14 protein-coding genes are annotated in these 17,043 nt (G+C 75.3%); 8 read left to right on the forward strand and 6 right to left on the reverse strand.

What is annotated here, in order from left to right; genetic code table 11:
• Window positions 1-38 precede the first annotated feature (38 nt).
• The 3 genes from ACZ3IL_RS12180 to radA form a co-directional block, all read right to left on the reverse strand.
• Window positions 39-386 (reverse strand): hypothetical protein, encoded by a 348-nt coding sequence (locus ACZ3IL_RS12180; protein WP_467389234.1) that lies wholly within the window; start codon window positions 384-386, stop codon window positions 39-41.
• Window positions 387-535: 149 nt separating this feature from the next.
• Window positions 536-1,660, reverse strand: coding sequence for a DNA integrity scanning diadenylate cyclase DisA (disA, locus tag ACZ3IL_RS12185; protein WP_467389236.1), 1,125 nt, complete (start codon window positions 1,658-1,660; stop codon window positions 536-538).
• Between the two features lie 487 nt (window positions 1,661-2,147).
• A complete protein-coding gene (radA, locus tag ACZ3IL_RS12190; RefSeq protein ID WP_467389238.1) occupies window positions 2,148-3,551 on the reverse strand; it encodes a DNA repair protein RadA in 1,404 nt (467 codons plus the stop codon).
• A gap of 355 nt (window positions 3,552-3,906) precedes the next feature.
• On the opposite strand from radA, the gene ACZ3IL_RS12195 reads away from it, so the two are divergent.
• Window positions 3,907-5,694: a BACON domain-containing protein gene (locus tag ACZ3IL_RS12195; RefSeq protein ID WP_467389240.1), complete on the forward strand. Its 1,788-nt coding sequence runs from the start codon at window positions 3,907-3,909 to the stop codon at window positions 5,692-5,694.
• Between the two features lie 32 nt (window positions 5,695-5,726).
• Here the strand turns inward: ACZ3IL_RS12195 and ACZ3IL_RS12200 are convergent, their stop codons facing one another.
• The gene (locus tag ACZ3IL_RS12200; RefSeq protein WP_467389312.1) at window positions 5,727-6,554 is read right to left on the reverse strand and encodes a DUF3109 family protein; all 828 of its coding nucleotides are present in this window, start codon (window positions 6,552-6,554) and stop codon (window positions 5,727-5,729) included.
• Window positions 6,555-6,648: 94 nt separating this feature from the next.
• Here ACZ3IL_RS12200 and ACZ3IL_RS12205 point away from each other — a divergent pair, with 94 nt between their 5' ends.
• The 3 genes from ACZ3IL_RS12205 to ilvD all read left to right on the forward strand — a co-directional run bounded on the left by ACZ3IL_RS12205 (window position 6,649) and on the right by ilvD (window position 10,628).
• Window positions 6,649-7,581 carry a Ppx/GppA family phosphatase gene (locus tag ACZ3IL_RS12205; RefSeq protein WP_467389242.1) on the forward strand — a complete coding sequence of 311 codons (933 nt, stop codon included), beginning with the start codon at window positions 6,649-6,651 and terminating at the stop codon, window positions 7,579-7,581.
• Between the two features lie 158 nt (window positions 7,582-7,739).
• Complete coding sequence (locus tag ACZ3IL_RS12210; protein WP_467389244.1) at window positions 7,740-8,576, forward strand: sugar phosphate isomerase/epimerase family protein; 837 nt, start codon at window positions 7,740-7,742, stop codon at window positions 8,574-8,576.
• A 198-nt stretch (window positions 8,577-8,774) separates the two neighbouring features.
• On the forward strand, window positions 8,775-10,628 hold the full coding sequence (gene ilvD / locus ACZ3IL_RS12215) for a dihydroxy-acid dehydratase (protein WP_467389246.1): 1,854 nt from the start codon (window positions 8,775-8,777) through the stop codon (window positions 10,626-10,628).
• An 82-nt stretch (window positions 10,629-10,710) separates the two neighbouring features.
• Here ilvD and ACZ3IL_RS12220 read toward each other — a convergent pair whose 3' ends face one another.
• A complete protein-coding gene (locus ACZ3IL_RS12220; RefSeq protein ID WP_467389247.1) occupies window positions 10,711-12,912 on the reverse strand; it encodes a protein kinase domain-containing protein in 2,202 nt (733 codons plus the stop codon).
• A 156-nt stretch (window positions 12,913-13,068) separates the two neighbouring features.
• On the opposite strand from ACZ3IL_RS12220, the gene ACZ3IL_RS12225 reads away from it, so the two are divergent.
• The 3 genes from ACZ3IL_RS12225 (at window position 13,069) to proC (ending at window position 14,893) form a co-directional block, all read left to right on the forward strand.
• Window positions 13,069-13,401 carry an SH3 domain-containing protein gene (locus ACZ3IL_RS12225; protein WP_467389249.1) on the forward strand — a complete coding sequence of 111 codons (333 nt, stop codon included), beginning with the start codon at window positions 13,069-13,071 and terminating at the stop codon, window positions 13,399-13,401.
• Between the two features lie 35 nt (window positions 13,402-13,436).
• A complete protein-coding gene (locus tag ACZ3IL_RS12230) occupies window positions 13,437-13,952 on the forward strand; it encodes a hypothetical protein (RefSeq protein WP_467389250.1) in 516 nt (171 codons plus the stop codon).
• 131 nt (window positions 13,953-14,083) lie between these two features.
• Entirely contained in the window at window positions 14,084-14,893 is an 810-nt protein-coding gene (gene proC, locus ACZ3IL_RS12235; protein ID WP_467389252.1) for a pyrroline-5-carboxylate reductase, read from the forward strand.
• Between the two features lie 15 nt (window positions 14,894-14,908).
• On the opposite strand, the gene ACZ3IL_RS12240 is transcribed toward proC, so the two are convergent.
• Complete coding sequence (locus ACZ3IL_RS12240) at window positions 14,909-15,505, reverse strand: cysteine hydrolase family protein (RefSeq protein ID WP_467389254.1); 597 nt, start codon at window positions 15,503-15,505, stop codon at window positions 14,909-14,911.
• Between the two features lie 74 nt (window positions 15,506-15,579).
• Between ACZ3IL_RS12240 and ACZ3IL_RS12245 the strand changes: the two genes are divergently transcribed.
• Window positions 15,580-16,608, forward strand: a complete 1,029-nt coding sequence (locus ACZ3IL_RS12245) for a GlxA family transcriptional regulator (protein WP_467389256.1) — start codon at window positions 15,580-15,582, stop codon at window positions 16,606-16,608.
• The last annotated feature ends 435 nt before the right edge of the window (window positions 16,609-17,043 follow it).

Raw genomic sequence — 17,043 nt, forward strand, 5'->3', positions numbered from 1 at the left:
GCCGCGACCTCGCTCCCCGGCGGTCGCACCGCGAGAACTCAGGAGCGGCCGGTCCTGCCCAGCTCGGCGGCCCGGAGCCAGGCCGCTCCCGCCGAGTGGACGTGGAGGTCGACCACCACGTCCTCGCCCTCCTGTCGGCCGCGCTCCTCGATCGCGAGGCCGATCAGCGCCAGTTCGGCGGCGTGGTCCCGCAGCGCGCGCTGCTCCCGGGTCTCCTCGCCGAGGTCACCCGACTCGTCGCGCTCCCAGGCGGCCACCGCGGCCCGGGCCACAACTCCGGGCAGCCGCACCGTGACACGGCCGACCTGGGCGTCGACCTGCTCCCCGATCGCCGCCAGCACCTTCGAGTCTTCCCGGTACCGGTCGTACTGCTCCTGATCCGCCACGGGGCGAGACTACCCGGCCCGCCGCGTCCGCTCCGGCGGAATCGAGCCGGCGGAATCGGACCCGGCGCACCCGTACGGGCGGAACGCCGGGGCGCGCGCCGGAAGTGACGTCGTCCGCCCGCCGGGCGGGCGGACCTCCGGTACGGCTGCTAGACGTACCGCTCCAGGATCGAGGACTCCGCGAGCCGGGACAGGCCCTCACGGACGCTGCGGGCGCGGGCCTCGCCGACGCCGTCGACGGCCTGGAGGTCGTCCACGCTCGCCGCGAGGAGCTTCTGCAGTCCGCCGAAGTGCTCCACGAGGCGCTCGATGATCGCGCCGGGCAGCCGCGGCACCTTCGCGAGGAGCCGGTAACCGCGCGGCGAGACCGCCGAGTCGAGGGTTTCGGGCGAGCCGCTGTAGCCGAGGGCCCGTGCCACGACGGGGAGTTCGAGCAGCTCGGTGTGGGTGAGCGCGTCCAGCTCGGTGAGCGCCTCCGCGACCGTCCGCGAGCGCTTGGCCGTGGGTTCCGGCACGTAGTCCCGGATCACCAGCTCGCGCTCCGGTTCCACGCCCGCGATCAGCTCGTCCAGCTGGAGCGAGAGGAGCCGTCCGTCGGTGCCGAGTTCGACCACGTACTCCGCGATCTCGGTGGCGATCCGGCGGACCATCTCCAGGCGCTGGGCGACGGCGGTGACGTCCCGGACCGTGACCAGGTCCTCGATCTCCAGGGCGGAGAGCGTGCCCGCCACCTCGTCCAGCCGGAGCTTGTACCGCTCCAGGGTCGCGAGCGCCTGGTTGGCGCGGGACAGGATCGCGGCCGACTCCTCCAGGACGCGGCGCTCGCCGTGCACGTACAGCGCGATCAGCCGCATCGACTGGGAGACCGAGACGACGGGGAAGTTGCACTGCTTGGAGACCCGGTCCGCGGTGCGGTGGCGGGTGCCGGTCTCCTCGGTGGGGATGGAGGCGTCCGGGACCAGCTGCACGCCCGCCCGGTGGATCTTGGTGATGTCCTTGTCCAGGACGAGCGCGCCGTCGAGCTTGCACAGCTCCCGCAGGCGCGTGGAGGTGAACTCGACGTCCAGCACGAAGCCGCCGGTACACATCGAGTCGACCGATTTGTCCAGGCCGAGCACGATGAGCCCGCCCGTGTTCCCCCGCAGGATGCGCTCCAGGCCGTCGCGCAGGGCGGTGCCCGGCGCGACCGCGCTCAGAGCGGCGCGCATCAGCGCTTCGTTGCCGGAGCCCGCGCCGGACTTTCCGGGAGCTGCTGCCCCGTCCTTGGCTGCCACTGCACTCCTCCGGCTCGTACGGATGGGCGAGACCAGGGCAAAGTCTAGCGACACCACCCCGCCGCACTCCGCCCCCGACCGATCGCGGGTGGTCAGAAAGGGGTCCCCGCCCCGGGACGGGGCCAACCCTTCTTCTCCCCGGAAGATCCTTCGCCGGTCCCCGCGGGGTTGCCCTCGAAGACCTCCGCGGGGCCCCGGAGGTTGCCCCCGAGGACCTCGCGGGTTTCCCCCGGGGGTGCCCCCGAGGCCCTTTCCGGTCCCTCCGGGAGGTGTCCCCGAGGTCCTTTCCGGTTCCTCCGGGGTCGCTCCTCAGGTCCCTTTCCTCCGGGGGCACTCCTCAGGTTCCTTCCGGTCTCTCCGGGGGTGCCCCGGCGGTCCCCGCCGGGCTCTTCGGAACCGGGACCGGGCGCGCGGGCCTCGCGGGCCGCCCGTGCCCCGGGGCCCGCTCCCGACGGCCTTGCCGTGCCGCCCGGTTCCCGGGGCGGTCCTATCCCTCCGCGCCCTCCGGGGCCTTCGCGCGCCGGCCGCGCGGCAGGACCCGCAGCGCGTCCCCCATGTCCGCGACCTCCGTCACCTTCATGCCCGGCGGCACCTTCCCCGGGTCGGAGGGGACCAGCGCGTGGGTGAAGCCCAGCCGGTGCGCCTCCGCGAGGCGGCGCTGCACGCCCGTCACCCGCCGGACCTCGCCCGCGAGACCGACCTCGCCGATCGCCACCAGGTTCTTCGGCAGCGGGGTGTCGCTCGCGGCGGAGGCGAGCGCGAGGGCGATCGCCAGGTCGGCCGCCGGCTCGGTGAGCTTCACCCCGCCCACGGTCGCGCTGTAGATGTCCCGCTTGCCCAGCGCGCTGATCCGGCCGCGCTGCTCCAGGACCGCCAGCATCATGGAGACGCGGGAGGTCTCCAGGCCGGAGGTGGTCCGGCGGGGGGAGGGGATCTGGGAGTCCACGGTCAGGGCCTGCACCTCGGCGACGAGCGGCCGGCGGCCCTCCAGGGTGACCGTCAGGCAGGTGCCGGGCACCGCCACGTCACGCCGGGTCAGGAAGAGCCCGGACGGGTCCGCGAGCCCCGTGATCCCCTCGTCGTGCAGTTCGAAGCAGCCGACCTCGTCGGTCGCCCCGTACCGGTTCTTCACGCCCCGGACGAGGCGCAGGCGCGCGTGCCGGTCGCCCTCGAAGCTCAGGACGACGTCGACCAGGTGCTCCAGGAGCCGGGGCCCCGCGATCGCCCCGTCCTTGGTGACGTGACCGACCAGGAGCGTGGACATGCCGCGCTCCTTGGAGGCGCGGATGAGGGCGCCCGCGACCTCGCGGACCTGGGCCATGCCGCCGGGCGCGCCGTCGATCTCGGGGGAGGCGACGGTCTGCACCGAGTCCATGATCAGCAGGGACGGCTTCACGGCGTCGAGGTGGCCGAGGACGGCCGACAGGTCGGTCTCGGCCGCCAGGTACAGGTGGTCGTTGAGCGCGTGGATCCGGTCGGCGCGCAACCGGACCTGGCTCGCGGACTCCTCGCCGGTGACGTAGAGCGTGCGGTGTTCGTCGCTGGCCGCCTTGGCGGCCACGTCGAGCAGCAGCGTGGACTTGCCGACGCCCGGCTCGCCCGCGAGGAGCACGACGGCGCCGGGCACGAGACCCCCGCCGAGGACCCGGTCCAGCTCGTCCACGCCGGTCGAGCGGGCGGTCGCCTGCCGGCCGTCGACCTGTCCGATGGGGACGGCGGCGGTGGAGACCCGGCCCGCGGCGGTCGTGCGCACCGCGGGAGCGCCGTACTCCTCCACCGTCCCCCAGGCCTGGCACTCGGGGCAGCGGCCGAGCCACTTGGCCGTCTGCCAGCCGCACTCGGTGCAGCGGTAGGACGGACGGTCCTTGGTGGATTTCGTACGGGCAGCCATGCGCCCCACCGTAACCGCCGCCACCGACAACGGACCGCGGGCCGCCGGGCGGCGGCCGTCCGCCCCGCCGGGAGCCGCCCTCCCCTCCCCGGAGGGCGGGCCGAACCACTTCGCCGGAGAGGGCGCCGGGCCCCTCCCGGAGAGGGCGCCGGACCATCCCGCCGGAGAGGACGCCGGGCCTCCCCGGCGGCGCCGGAACCCGTCCCGGCGTCGCCGCCCGCGCTCCCCGGGAACGGCCCGTCCCGTCCACGGAATGACGGATTCCTGTCCCCTTTCGAGCGATACCTTCACCCGTAGGGATGAGAAGTACGCGACCGGTACGAAAAGCGCCCCCCCTCCTGCCTAGGGTCGACCGGTGACGAGCAGCAGGCTGGAATCCCCCGCACGCACCACCGGCGCACACCGGGCGCACCGCACCACGGACCAGGGACCGCGCACGCTCGGCCGGCGGTCCCCCGCCCGTGACGAGGCGGTCCTCGACGGCCTCTTCACGTACTGCCTCTCCGTGCTCTGCGACCACGACACGGCCACCGCCGTCCTCGGCGACGTCCTCGCCGCGGCCGAGCGCCACCGGGCCCGCTGCCCCTCCGACGAGGACGGGCGCACGGCCTGGCTGTACGCCCTCGCCCGCTGGGCCTGCCTGCGCAGCCTCGGCGAGCAGCGCCGCAAGCGCCAGGGCGCCCACACCGGCCGCCCCGCCGTCACCCCGCCCGCGCCGCCCCGGGTCTCCGAGGAGACCGCCGAACGCCACCGCGCCGAACTCGCCCTCCTCGCCTGGCCCGAGGCCGCCGGCACCACGCCCGAGCAGCGCGAGGCGCTCGAACTCGCCGTACGGCACGGCCTCAACCACGGCCAGGTCGCCGCCGTCCTCTCCCTCGACCCGCTCGCCGCCCGCGAACTCCTCGCCGCGGCCTCCTGCGAGGTGGAACGCACCCGCGCCGCCCTCGCCGTCGTGGAGACCGGCAGCTGCCCCACCGTCGCCCGGCTCACCGGCGACCACCGCGTCCTCCTCTCGTCCGTCCTGCGCGCCGAACTCGTCCGGCACGTCGACGACTGCCCCCGCTGCCGCCGGGCGGCCGAACGCGTGGGCGCCACCGGCCCCTGGCCCGGCGCCTCGTCCCTCCCCCCGGACCGGCTGCCGCTCGTGGCGGCCCCCCGGGCCGCCGCCTGCACGGCGATGTCGCACGTGCCCCGCGCCCGCGCCGGCGGCCCGCGCTTCGCGCCCACCGGCTTCCCCCTGGACCCCAAGGACCACGCGGCCCGCCGCGACCGGCTGCGGACCCGGGCGGTCACCACCACCGTCGTCGCCGCCGTCGTCGCCGCCCCCGTCCTCGCCCTGTGGTCCTCCTACCGGGGCACCCCGGAGGCCGGCGCCCACGACGGGGGCCGGGTCAGCGCGGCCGAGACGGGCGAGGAGACCGGGCCGGGCGGCCGCCCGTACGACCGGTACGAGAACGCGGGCAGCGCCCGCGACACCCCCGAACCCCGCTTCACCCGGGGCAGCCGCGCCCCCGACGTCTCCGTCGAGGTGGTCAGCCCCGGCGGGCCCACCGGCCCCGGGGGCCCGTCGCGGCCCGGCGACCCCGCCGCCGGCTGGATCACGGTCGGCGCGCGCGGCCACGGCGACCTGACCCTCCTGACGCTCACCGCCGCCGGGGGCGCGCCCGTCGCGTGGACGCTGTGGACCGACGCGCCCTGGCTCTACGTGAGCCGCGCCTCCGGCACCCTGCGCCCCGGCGAGACGGTCACGGTCGCGGTCCGCGTCGACCACGGCCGCGAGCCCACGGACGCGTGGAGCGCCCGGATCGGGGTGAACCCCTCGGGGGCGGTGGTGCGGATCGACGGCCCCGGCCGGGCCGGGCCGCCCCGGGCCGCCGGGCCCGCGGGTCCCTCCCGGCCCCCGGCGACGACCGGCCGGCCGCCGGCCACGACGGAACCGACCACCCCGCCCACGACCCCGCCGCCCACCACGACGGAGCCGCCCGCCACGACCCCGCCCCCGACGACCGAACCGCCCGCCACGACCCCGCCGCCGACGACGGAGCCGACCACCCCGCCGCCGACGACGGAGGAGCCCCCGCCGGGCACCACGGACCCGGGCGCGCCCCCGACGGAGGAGCCGGGCCCGCCGCCCTCACCGTGAGGGCCGCGCGGGCACCGGCCCCGCCGCGGGGATCACACGGAGTCGGCCGGGCGCACCGGGTCCGCCGGGTGCGGGGCCACCAGCGGCAGCCGCGAGGCCAGCCGGGCCTCGCACAGCCCGGCGAGGACCGCGTACGCCTCCTCGCCCATCATCTCGGTCAGCTCGGGCCGGTACGTGACGTACACCGGCTCACCCGCGCCGTGCGCCGACGTGGCCGAGGTGCACCACCAGTGCAGGTCGTGGCCGCCCGGGCCCCAGCCCCTGCGGTCGTACTCGCCGATCGACACCTGGAGGACCCGGGTGTCGTCCGGCCGCTCGATCCAGTCGTACGTCCGGCGCACCGGAAGCTGCCAGCACACGTCCGGCTTGGTCTCCAGCGGCTCCCGGCCCTCCTTCAGGGCCAGGATGTGCAGCGAGCAGCCCATGCCGCCCGCGAACCCGGGACGGTTCTGGAAGATGCAGGACCCCTTCCAGCGGCGGGTCTGCCGGTCGCCGTCCTCGTCCAGCTGCACCCAGCCCGACTCCGTCCCCACGCCGTGGAACTGCCACAGCTCCGGAGTGAGCCGGGCCACGTGCTCCGCGACCCGCTTCTCGTCGTCCTCGTCGGAGAAGTGCGCGCCCAGCGTGCAGCAGCCGTCGTCGGCCCGGCCCGCCTGGATGCCCTGGCAGCCGCTGCCGAAGACGCACGTCCAGCGCGAGGTCAGCCAGGTCAGGTCGCAGCGGAAGACCTGCTCCTCGTCGGCCGGGTCGGGAAACTCGACCCACGCGCGCGCGAAGTCCAGGCCCTTCTCGTCGGGCACCGTCTTCCCGCCCCGCTTCCCGGCGCTCTTCGCGGCCCCGGACGCCCCGCCGGCCTTCACGTCCTGGACGCCGCCGCTGTCTTTGTCCTGCTTCGCCTTTTTCGTCTTTGGCACGCAGTCAAGCGTATGCGGCGCGCGCAGTAGCGTTCCGCCCATGAGACTCGGAGTCCTCGACGTCGGTTCGAACACGGTGCACCTCCTGGTGGTGGACGCGCACCCCGGCGCCCGCCCGCTGCCCGCCCACTCGCACAAGGCGGAACTGCGCCTCGCCGAACTCCTCGACGCGCGGGGCGCGATAACGCCCGGCGGCGTCGAGCGGCTCATCGCGACCGTCCGGGAGGCGCTCCACGCCGCCGAGGACAAGGGGTGCGAGGAGCTGCTGCCGTTCGCGACCTCGGCGGTCCGCGAGGCGGGCAACGCCGACGCCGTCCTGTCCCGGGTCAGGGACGAGACCGGCGTCGACCTGCAGGTCCTCACCGGCGAGGAGGAGGCCCGGCTCACCTTCCTCGCCGCCCGCCGCTGGTTCGGCTGGTCCGCGGGCAAACTCCTCCTCCTCGACATCGGCGGCGGTTCCCTCGAGATCGCGTACGGCATCGACGAGGACCCGGACACGGCGGTCTCCCTGCCGCTCGGCGCGGGCCGGCTGACCGCCGGCTGGCTGCCGGGCGACCCGGCCGACAGCGCCGACGTGAAGGCGCTGCGCCGCCACGTACGCGCCCGGATCGCCCGCACGGTCGGCGGGTTCAGCCGCTCCGGCCGCCCCGACCACGTCGTCGCCACCTCCAAGACCTTCAAGCAGCTGGCCAGGATCGCCGGGGCCCCCGGGTCCGGCGAGGGCCTCCACGTCCAGCGGCTCCTGTCCCGCCGGTCCCTGGAGGAGTGGGTCCCGCGCCTCGCCGGGATGACCACCGCCGAACGCGCGGCCCTGCCGGGCGTCTCGGAGGGCCGCGCCGCCCAGCTCCTCGCGGGCGCGCTCGTCGCGGAGGCGGCGATGGACCTCCTCGGCGTGGAGGAGCTGGAGATCTGCCCCTGGGCCCTCCGCGAGGGCGTCATCCTGCGCCGCCTGGACCACCTGCCGGAGGCCTAGCGGAGGCCCGGCGGAGGCTCGAAGGAGGCCCGGCGGGGGAGGCCCGGCGGTGGAGGGGCGTGCGGGAAGTCCCGACGGGCCCCGCGCGTGCCCCGGCGTGACCGGAACCACCCCCCGGCCCCCCACGGCGCCCCGGCCCCGCCCCGTACCCTGTCCGGGTGGCAGAACCAGTGGTGCGCGTCCCGGATGCGAAGGTCGCCCTGTCCACGGCCTCGGTCTACCCGGAGTCGACGGCGACGGCCTTCGAGATCGCCGCACGCCTCGGCTACGACGGCGTCGAGGTCATGGTGTGGACCGACCCGGTCAGCCAGGACGTCGAGGCGCTGCGCCGGCTCTCCGACTACCACGGGGTCCCGGTCCTGGCCGTGCACGCCCCCTGTCTCCTCATCACCCAGCGCGTCTGGTCCACCGACCCGTGGGTCAAGCTCCAGCGCGCGCGGGCGGCGGCCGAGAAGCTGGGCGCGTCCACGGTCGTCGTCCACCCGCCGTTCCGCTGGCAGCGCCAGTACGCCCGGGACTTCGTGACCGGCGTCTGGCGGATGGCGGACGAGACCCACGTCCGGTTCGCCGTGGAGAACATGTACCCGTGGCGGTACAAGGACCGCGAGATGCTGGCGTACGCCCCCGAGTGGGACGTCACCAAGGACGACTACCGGCACTTCACCGTCGACCTCTCGCACACCGCGACCGCCCGCACCGACGCCCTCGCCATGGTCGACCGCATGGGCGACCGGCTCGGCCACGTCCACCTCGCCGACGGCCGGGGGTCCGCCAAGGACGAGCACCTGGTCCCCGGGCGCGGCACCCAGCCCTGCGCGGAACTCCTGGAACGCCTCGCGCTCACCGGCTTCGACGGGCACGTGGTCATCGAGGTCAACACCCGCCGCGCGATGTCCGCCGCCGAACGCGAGGCCGACCTCGCGGAGGCCCTCGCCTTCACCCGTCTCCACCTGGCCTCCGCCGCGGGCCGCCCCTCCCGGGCCCCGCGCCCGTGACCGGGCCGGCCCCGCGCCGGCGTCCCGGTCCCGGCCCCCGCGCGACCGCGGTCGGGGCACCCGGAAAGCCCGGCGCCCCGCGCCCGTGACCCGGCCGGAAGGCGGACGGCCCGTCCGGCATGCGGACGAGCTGTCCGGATCTTGGTCCACCGGCGTACGCTCGGAAGCAAGCACACCCGTCACGAGGAGCGAGCGACGATGCCCGAGCTGAGGTCCCGCACTGTCACCCACGGCCGCAACATGGCGGGCGCACGCGCCCTGATGCGCGCCTCCGGTGTACCCGGCGCGGACATCGGCCGGAAGCCGATCATCGCCGTCGCCAACTCCTTCACGGAGTTCGTCCCCGGCCACACCCACCTCCAGCCGGTCGGCCGGATCGTCTCCGAGGCCATCACCGCCGCCGGCGGCATCGCCCGCGAGTTCAACACGATCGCCGTCGACGACGGCATCGCCATGGGCCACGGCGGCATGCTCTACAGCCTGCCCTCCCGCGACCTGATCGCGGACAGCGTGGAGTACATGGTCGAGGCGCACTGCGCCGACGCCCTCATCTGCGTCTCCAACTGCGACAAGATCACCCCCGGCATGCTGATGGCGGCCCTGCGCCTCAACATCCCGACGGTCTTCGTCTCCGGCGGCCCGATGGAGGCCGGACGCGCGACGCTCGTCGACGGCACGGTCCGCACGCTCGACCTGGTCGACGCGATGTCCGACGCCGTGAACCCGAAGGTCTCGGACGAGGACATCCTCCGCATCGAGGAGAACGCCTGCCCGACCTGCGGGTCCTGTTCCGGCATGTTCACCGCCAACTCGATGAACTGCCTGACCGAGGCGATCGGCCTCTCCCTCCCCGGCAACGGCTCGCTGCTCGCCACCCACACCGCCCGCAAGGGGCTGTACGAGGCCGCGGCCCGCACGGTCGTCGACATCACCCGCCGCTACTACGACGAGGACGACGCCTCCGTCCTGCCCCGCTCGATCGCCACCCGCGCGGCCTTCGAGAACGCCATGGCCCTCGACATCGCCATGGGCGGCTCCACCAACACGATCCTGCACCTGCTCGCCGCCGCCCAGGAGGCCGAGCTGGACTACGGCCTGCCCGACATGGACGAGGTCTCGCGCCGCGTCCCCTGCCTGGCCAAGGTCGCCCCGAACGTCGCCGGCAGCCGCACGTACTACATGGAGGACGTGCACCGGGCCGGCGGCATCCCGGCCCTCCTCGGCGAGCTCTACCGCGCCGGCCTGCTGAACGAGGACGTCCACGCCGTCCACTCCCGCTCCGTCAAGGAGTGGCTCGACACCTGGGACGTGCGCGGCGGCTCCCCCTCGGAAGAGGCCGTCGAGCTGTGGCACGCGGCCCCCGGCTGCGTCCGCTCGGCGACCGCCTTCTCCCAGTCGGAGCGCTGGGACGCCCTCGACACGGACGCCGCGAACGGCTGCATCCGCGACGCGGCCCACGCCTACTCGAAGGACGGCGGCCTCGCCGTCCTGCACGGCAACCTCGCCGCCGACGGCTGCGTCGTGAAGACGGCCGGCGTGGACGAGTCGATCTGGACCTTCGAGGGCCCGGCCGTCGTCTGCGAGTCGCAGGAGGAGGCCGTCGAGAAGATCCTCAACAAGCGGGTCCGGGACGGCGACGTCGTCGTCATCCGCTACGAGGGCCCCAAGGGCGGCCCCGGCATGCAGGAGATGCTCTACCCCACCTCGTTCCTCAAGGGCCGGGGCCTGGGCAAGACCTGCGCCCTCGTCACCGACGGCCGCTTCTCCGGCGGCACCTCGGGCCTCTCCATCGGCCACGCCTCGCCGGAGGCGGCCTCGGGCGGCACGATCGCGCTCGTCGAGGACGGCGACCGCATCCGCATCGACATCCCCCGCCGCTCGATCGAGCTCCTCGTCGACGACGCCACCCTCGCGGCCCGCCGCGAGGCCCTCGGCGGCGTGTACGCGCCGAAGAACCGCGAGCGCAAGGTGTCGGCGGCGCTGCGGGCGTACGCGGCGATGGCGACGAGCGCCGACAAGGGCGCGGTCCGGGACGTGACGAAGCTGGGCTGAGCCCCGCGCGCGTACGGAGGGGGAGCGGGTCCCGGACCCGCTCCCCCTCCGTACGTCCGGCCCGGCGGTCCCGGGCCGGAGCTCACCAGGACGCCGGATCGCGCGCGTCGACCGCGAAGACGGAACCGTCCGGCGCCGTTCCGAACACCCGGCCGCCGGAGACCAGCGGCGCGGGCACCAGGGGCGCGTACCCGAGCCGCCCGTCCCGCAGCCGCGGCCGGGTCTGGCCGGCCAGCGCCCCGCGCGCGGTGTCGACGGCGAGCAGCCGCCCGTCCTGGACGGAGAAGTACAGGCGGTCGCCGGGGCCGAGGACGGGCTCCGAGACGTTCCCCGCGGCCGTCTCCAGGTCCCACAGCACCCGCCCCCGCGGCACGGAGGTGTCGAGGGCGGTCACGTGCCCGCCCGCGTCGAGGAGGTACACGACGGCACCGCGCACGGCGACGCCCCGCAGGTCGAACCGGTGCGGCAGGGCGAACCTGCGCACGGGAGCGGCCGCCCCGCCGTCGGCACCGAGCAGGACGAGGGCGTCCGCCGCCGAGCCCCGGTACAGGGAGGCCAGGACCAGCGTCCCGTCCCCGGTGTACGCCAGCGGGTCGAGGTCGCCCGCCAGGTCCCGCCGCCCGACGACCTCACCCGTCCGGGGCTCGACCGCCCCCACGCGCGTGCGCGTCCCGTCGGCCGAGGTCTCGGAGACCGCGAGCAGACCGGAGCGGGCGTCGTACGGGCCCGGACGCGGCACCCCGAAACCGCTCAGGGCGTGCCGCCACAGCACCCCGCCGCCGCGGGCGTCGACGGCGCGGACGCCGCCGGTGCCGTCGGCCAGGACGACGGCGGAGCCGGCCGGCCGGTACGTCTCGGGGCGGTCCGCGCGGGCGCTCCACCCGGGGGCGCCGTCCCCGGTCGCGTACGCCCGCAGCGGGCCGGCCGGGGCGGCGGCGCCCACCAGGCCGTCCGCGAGGGGCACGGGCGCGCGGGGGGCCTCCCCCTCCGCGGGTGCGGTCCGCGACCAGAGGACCTTCCCCGTCACGGGGTCGAGCCGGGCGACGCCGACGCCCCGGGCCGCGCAGTACAGCGCGCCCCCGCCGTCCGCGCAGGCGGGAGCGGCCCCGGCGCCGTGCGTCCGCAGCACGGTGCGCCAGCCCGCGAAGGAGGTGGCCACCTCGTCCGGGCGGGACGGGACCGGGGGCCCGCCGTCCGCCGACGTGCCCAGCGTCGCGTACAGACCGGCCCCGGCGAGCGCGAGCGCGACGGCGACGGCGATCGTCGGACGCGGCCGGAACCGTCCGCCGGGCCGCGCGCCCCGCCGGGACGCGGCCGGCGCGGGGGCCCGTACCGGCGTGTCCGCGTCCCACGCGCCCGTGCGGGGCGGCCCGCCGTCGTCCCGCCCGTCCCCGGCGTCCGGAAGGACGGGCCGCCGCCGCTGCGCCGGTATGAACGCCTCCGCCGCGTACGAGGGCGGCAGCAGCGCCCGCATGATCTGGGCCGGACCCGGCCGGTCGGCGGGCTCCTTGGCGAGGCAGCGCGCGACGAGCGGCGCCAGCTCCTCCGGCACGCCCGTCAGGTCGGGCTCGTCGTGGACGACCTGGTACGCCACGACGTACGGGCTGTCGGAGTCGAACGGGCCGTGCCCCGTCGCCGCGTGCACCAGGACCGAGCCGAGCGCGAAGACGTCCGCCGCCGGCCCGACCTCGCGCGGCCGCTGGAACTGCTCGGGCGCCATGAACGGCGGCGAGCCGATGAGCTTGCCCGTCTCGGTGCGCAGGTCGCTGTCGACGGGCCGCGAGATGCCGAAGTCGATGACCTTGGGGCCGGTGTCGGTGAGCAGGACGTTGCTGGGCTTGAGGTCCCGGTGGACGACCCCGGCGCGGTGGATGTCGCGCAGCGCCTCCGCGAGCCCCGCCGTGAGCCTGCGCAGCTCGGCGGGGGACAGGGGGCCGTTCCGCCTCACCTGGTCGGCGAGGGTCGGGCCGGGCACGTAGAGGGTCGCCATCCAGGGCCGCACGGCATCGGGATCGGCGTCCACGACCGGCGCGGTGAAGGCACCGCTGACCCGGCGGGCGGCCGCCACCTCCTGGCGGAAGCGCGCCCTGAACTCCGGGTCCTCCGCGTACCGCGCGTGCACGACCTTGACCGCGAGCCGCAGTCCCGAGGCCGAGGAGGCGAGGTGCACGACGCCCATGCCGCCGGACCCCAGACACGCCTGGAGGCGGTAGTCGCCCGCGTACTCGGGGCCCTCCGCCTCCCGGTCCTCCCGGCCGGCACCGGTACCGCGCAACGGTGGCATCGCCCACCCCCGTGTGATTCCCCGTCGCGTCGCGCCACGTGCGCGACGCGACGGAGCCTAGTCGATGGTGCCTCCGATGTCGGTGGGGCTTGCTAGCCTGCGCGTCGCGGAGAGTGAGACTCGGCGGAGCGCTTGTGCGCCAAGGGGGAGGACACCATGGACGCCATGGAGACGCGGGACACGACGGACGGCACGGCGGACGGGGAGGGGGCCGTCACGACCGCGGCCGTGACGGCGGCGGGCACCCGCTACCCGGTCGCGCCGGGCTACCGGGTCAACGTGCGGTCGGGGCCGGGCACCCAGTACCCGATCGTCCGCTCGCTGCCCCTGGACGCCACGGTGGCGATCCTCTGCCAGAAGTACGGCGAGTGGATCACCGGCCCGTACGGCACCACGCGGATCTGGGACTGCGTCGCGCCGGGGGAGTACGTCTCCGACGCCTACGTGCGCACGGGCAGCGACGGGTTCGTGGCACCGCGCTGCGCCTGACCCCGGCTCCCACCGCTCCGGGGATAATCGGTCCCGTGAGCGACGACGAGCAGGACCCCCGCACGGCGGGCGGCACGACAGGCGGCCCACGGCCCGAGGAGATCCGTTTCTTCGGCACGACCTGGGTCGACCACGGTGGCCACTACGCGCTGCGCCGCGCCGGCCTGGCCGCCGGCTCGTTCGCCGCCGCCGTCGCGGCCTGCCTCGTGCTGCGCTTCGCCTTCCAGGGACTGCGGATCGCGGACACCGGCGGCATCGTCGAGGGCCTGGTGATCGTCATGTTCGCGGTCTGCAGCGCCCTCGCCTGCCGCGCGACCTGGGAGGGCTTCCGGCGCCGCCCCGGCGACCCGGCCCGCGAGGAGTCCCTGCGCGGCCTCAGGACGATCGGCTTCGTCGGCTCGCTCCTCGCGTACGGCGTCCGCTGTCTGACCGAGGCCCCCGGCGAGGCGCTGCGCCGCGCCGAGTACGAGGCGGCCCTCGCCCGGTACGAGAAGCGCCGGTCCTCCCGCACGGGCAACCCGTCCGCCCGCGGGAAGCCCGGACGCCGCTGATTCCGCCCCGCCCCGTTCCCGCCGCCGCACGGCCCGGCCGGCCGTGACCGCCCCTCGGACACCCGCCGCGCCGGCACGGCCCCGGTGCGAGGATGACGACCCGTACCCCCTCCGGCGAGGTGAACAGAGCCATGACCCAGACCGTCGCAGTCCTCGGCACCGGCAAGATCGGTGAAGCGCTCCTCAGCGGCATGATCCGCGCCGGATGGCGCCCCGCGAACCTCCTGGTCACCACCCGCCGCGCCGAACGCGCCGAAGAACTGCGCGCCCGCTACGGCGTCGAGACCGTCACCAACGCCGAGGCCGCCCGGCGCGCCGACACCCTCATCCTGGCCGTCAAGCCCCAGGACATGGGCCGCCTCCTGGACGAACTCGCCCCGCACGTCACCGCCGACCGCCTGGTCGTCAGCGCGGCGGCGGGCATCCCCACCTCCTTCATCGAGGAACGCCTCGTCCCCGGCACCCCCGTCGTCCGCGTCATGCCCAACACCCCGGTCCTGGTGGACGAGGGCATGTCCGTCATCTCGGCGGGCGGCCACGCCACCCCCGGTCACCTCGCCCACACCGAGGAGATCTTCGGAGGCGTCGGCAAGACCCTCCGCGTCCCCGAGTCCCAGCAGGACGCCGCCACCGCCCTCTCCGGCTCCGGCCCCGCGTACTTCTACTTCCTGGTCGAGGCCATGACCGACGCCGGCATCCTCCTGGGCCTGCCCCGCGCGCAGGCCCACGACCTCATCGTCCAGGCCGCCATCGGCGCCGCCGTGATGCTCCGCGACAGCGGCGAGCACCCGGTCAAGCTCCGCGAGGCCGTCACCTCCCCGGCCGGCACCACCATCAGCGCCATCCGCGAACTGGAGAACCACGGCGTGCGGGCCGCCCTCATCGCCGCGCTCGAAGCGGCCCGCGACCGCAGCCGCGAACTGGCCTCCGGCAACGGCTGATCCGCCCCGCCGGGGTCACCGGGCCCCGGCGGACGCTCCCCGCAGCACGTCCTCCGTCGTCACGACCCGCGCGAACCCGCCCCCGTGGAGGGAGACGGCCGTCGCCCGCGTCAGCTCGTCGGCGCTCGCCGTCCAGCCGTGCGGCCCCTCCAGGTCGAAGGTGTGCATCGCGTCCAGCGGGAACACCACGTCGTACCCGAGGTTCCCGCCCATCCGGGCCGTCGTCTCGTTGCACATGTTCGTCTGGATGCCGGCGATCACGATCTGTCCGATCTCCCGCCCCCGCAGCCACGCGTCCAGGGACGGCTCCCCGTAGAAGGCGGAGTTCACGGACTTCGTGACCAGCAGCTCCGGACCGGTGCCCCTGCCCCGCCGTTCCGCCACGAAGTCCTTGAAGGCGTTCCCCCCGTACCCGGCCCGCAGCGGCGACCGCGACCCCTCCGCCGAGTCGTGCCGCACGAAGACGACCGGGCGGCCCGTCTCCTGCCACAGGTCGATCAGCGCCGCGATGTTCTCCTCCGCGGCCGGGTTGTTCCGCTTCCCCCAGAACTCCTCCTCGAAGCCCTTCTGTACGTCGACGACGACCAGTGCCGCGTTTCCGGTGATGTCCATGACCACGATCCTGCCGCCGCCCGGGGGCCCTTCCCAGGGGGCCGCATGCCACCGACCGATGGTTTACTGCCACCATGCCGCCGTCCCCGGGGACCCGCCCCCAGCGCGTCGCCCTCCTCGCCTTCCCGGGCGTCCGCGCCTTCGACGTCTCCGTCATCACCGAGGTCTGGGGCAGCGACCGGACCCTCCGGGGCGTCCCCCCGTTCGCGCTCCACCGCGCCGCCGCCGACCCGCGCGCCTCCGTTCCCCTGCGCGGGGGCCTCTCCCTCGCGCCGGACCGCCCGCTCGACTGGCTGGACGGCCTCACCCCTGCGGACCTGGTGGTCGTCCCCGGTGTCGAGGACCCGGACGCCGACGTCCCGGCCCCCGTCCTCGACGCCCTCCGCCGGGCGCACTCCGCCGGCGTCCCGGTCGCCTCGCTGTGCGCCGGGGCCTTCGTCCTCGCCCGTGCCGGCCTTCTCGACGGCCGCCGCGCCGTCACCCACTGGCAGCTGGCCGGGACCCTCGCGGCCCGGTACCCGGCCGTACGGGTCGAGCCCGACGCCCTCTTCGTGGAGGACTCCGGCGTCTGGACCTCGGCGGGCACCGCCGCCGGCATCGACCTCTGTCTGCACCTCGTCCGCACGGCCCACGGGGCGGAGGCCGCCGCGACCGTCGCCCGCTCCATGGTCACCGCCCCTTTCCGCGCGGGGACCCAGGCCCAGTTCATCGAGCACCCCACGCCCCGCGCCGACCGCGACGCGGACGCCCTCGCCGTCGTGCGCGCCCATGTGCTCGCCCGCCTCGGCGAACCCCACACCGTGGCGAGCATGGCCGCCCTCGCCGGAATGTCGCCCCGCTCCTTCGCGCGCCACTTCCGGGCCACCACCGGCACGACCCCCCTGCACTGGCTCGTCGCCCGGCGGGTCACCGCCGCCCAGAAGCTCCTCGAACGCACCGACCACCCCCTCCCCGAGGTGGCCCGCCGCGCGGGCTTCGGGAGCGAGGTCACCATGCGCCAGCACTTCGCCGCGCAGCTCTCCACCAGCCCCCGCGACTACCGCAACGCCTTCCGTCACCGGGTGTCCCGGGGCGGGGTTGACACGGGATATCCGTCTCCGTAGTGTTCTCCGAGTTGTCCGACGTGAGCACCGGCCCCGGCCGGCCCCGGACAGCCATTCCGCAAGATCCTCAGAAGCCTTCGGCGCTTTGTCGCGCCGTCGCGCTTTCCGTGTGTTTTTGCGAAATGAGGAATCCGCGTTCGAAGGTTTGGACGCAGGCCCCCGATTAGCGTCGGAGGCGGGGAATCCGCTAAAGTCTCACTCGTCGGAACGGCCCAACGGCCGGAAAGACAACTCCCGCTGACCGGGAATCGGACACCGAAAGGATCTGATAGAGTCGGAACCGCCGGAAGGGCCCGGAGCGAAAGCGAAACGGGGCCGGAAAGCACCGCCGAAATCGGGTCGGAAACGGTCTGGTAGAGTCGGAAACGCAAGACCGAAGGGAAAAGCCCGGAGGAAAGCCCGGAAGGGTGAGTACGAAGGAAGCGTCCGTTCCTT

This window comes from Streptomyces sp. NPDC014907 (assembly GCF_055562975.1).

Coding starts and splice junctions, on each gene's coding strand:
- ilvD (WP_467389246.1), top strand. CDS start 8,775: ATGCCCGAGCTGAGGTCCCGCACTGTCACCCACGGCCGCAACATGGCG.
- ACZ3IL_RS12245 (WP_467389256.1), top strand. CDS start 15,580: ATGCCGCCGTCCCCGGGGACCCGCCCCCAGCGCGTCGCCCTCCTCGCC.
- radA (WP_467389238.1), bottom strand. CDS start 3,551: ATGGCTGCCCGTACGAAATCCACCAAGGACCGTCCGTCCTACCGCTGC.
- ACZ3IL_RS12205 (WP_467389242.1), top strand. CDS start 6,649: ATGAGACTCGGAGTCCTCGACGTCGGTTCGAACACGGTGCACCTCCTG.
- ACZ3IL_RS12240 (WP_467389254.1), bottom strand. CDS start 15,505: ATGGACATCACCGGAAACGCGGCACTGGTCGTCGTCGACGTACAGAAG.
- ACZ3IL_RS12220 (WP_467389247.1), bottom strand. CDS start 12,912: ATGCCACCGTTGCGCGGTACCGGTGCCGGCCGGGAGGACCGGGAGGCG.
- proC (WP_467389252.1), top strand. CDS start 14,084: ATGACCCAGACCGTCGCAGTCCTCGGCACCGGCAAGATCGGTGAAGCG.
- ACZ3IL_RS12225 (WP_467389249.1), top strand. CDS start 13,069: ATGGACGCCATGGAGACGCGGGACACGACGGACGGCACGGCGGACGGG.